The organism is Streptomyces sp. NPDC059832, from assembly GCF_042731715.1.
Classification (GTDB): domain Bacteria; phylum Actinomycetota; class Actinomycetes; order Streptomycetales; family Streptomycetaceae; genus Streptomyces.
On record NZ_JBHWIY010000120.1, the window covers coordinates 1 to 1098 of the forward strand.

The 1098-nt window shown below is 68.5% G+C and carries 1 protein-coding gene; it reads right to left on the reverse strand.

The genetic code is table 11. From position 1 onward, the window contains the following. The coding region (locus ACFV8T_RS45640; RefSeq protein ID WP_385339822.1) for a condensation domain-containing protein at positions 1 to 1098 on the reverse strand (1098 nt) is incomplete at both ends.

Sequence of the window (1098 nt, forward strand, 5' to 3'; positions counted from 1 at the left end):
GTCGGGGTCGGTGGCCATGGCCTCCAGTACCAGCCGGTACATCGCGGCGATCCGCTCCGCGTTCACCGCCGACACCGAACGCCCGTCCGCGGTGAGGACGATGTAGCTGCCACGGGTGGCGACCATCAGCGGGAACTCGGTCGGTACCTCGTCGATGTCGCCCAGCTCGTCGACCTCTTCGCCGTCGACCTTGCTGAAGTCCTGGTAGTTGAAGTAGACGTCCAGAAGTCGGCCGCTGCCGGCGTCCCGCTGGATGGCGGGGAGCGGGTACCTGCGGTGCGGCCACAGCTCGGTCTCCTGCTCGAAGACCTGGGTCACCAGCTCGCGCCAGGTCGTGGCACGGCCCGCCTCGAACGGGAACGGCACGGTATTGAGGTGCATACCGTAGACGCGGTCGGCGCCGGGCAGCTCCGGACGCGTGTCGCACACGAGCCCGGTGTGGAAGGCGGTCTCGTCCGTCAGCTGGCTCATCACCTTCAGGTGTGCCGCCAGCAGCACGCTCTTCATCGACACACGGGCACTACCGGCGAGCGCCCGCAGCCGCTCGTTCAAGTCGCGCAGCTCGATCGGGAAGCGGTGGGCGGTGCCGGCGGCGACCGACTCGTCTCCCCAGCCGGCCGGAACGGCAAGCGTGGCGTGGTCGCCGACGATGCGCTGCCAGTAGGCCTGGTCCACACCGGCCGCCACGGACTTCCGCTCGGCTGCTATGTAGTCGGCGAAGCGGCTGCCGCCCCCCGCCGTCGGCTCGACGGCCTCATCGTCACCGTCCCGGAAGCCGCGATACAGCTCCAGCAACTCGGTGAGCAGCGCGTGGTAGCTCCAGCCCTCCAGGATCGGATGGGCGTGAGTGAAGACGAGCTGCCAGTCGTGCTCGCCCTCGATCAGGGCATTGATCCGGATCAGCGGCGGGACCGCGGTGTCGAACGGCGTGGTGCGCTGCTCGTTCTCGCATTCGCCGTCGTCGGCCGCCCGGACCGAGACCGGCAGCTCTGCTGTGGCGTGTACGAGTTGGAGGGGTTGGGAGTAGGTGGTGAGGTCGAAGGCGGTGCGGAGTATTTCGTGGCGGGTGAGGAGTTCGTCCGTGGCTTGTTGGAGTGC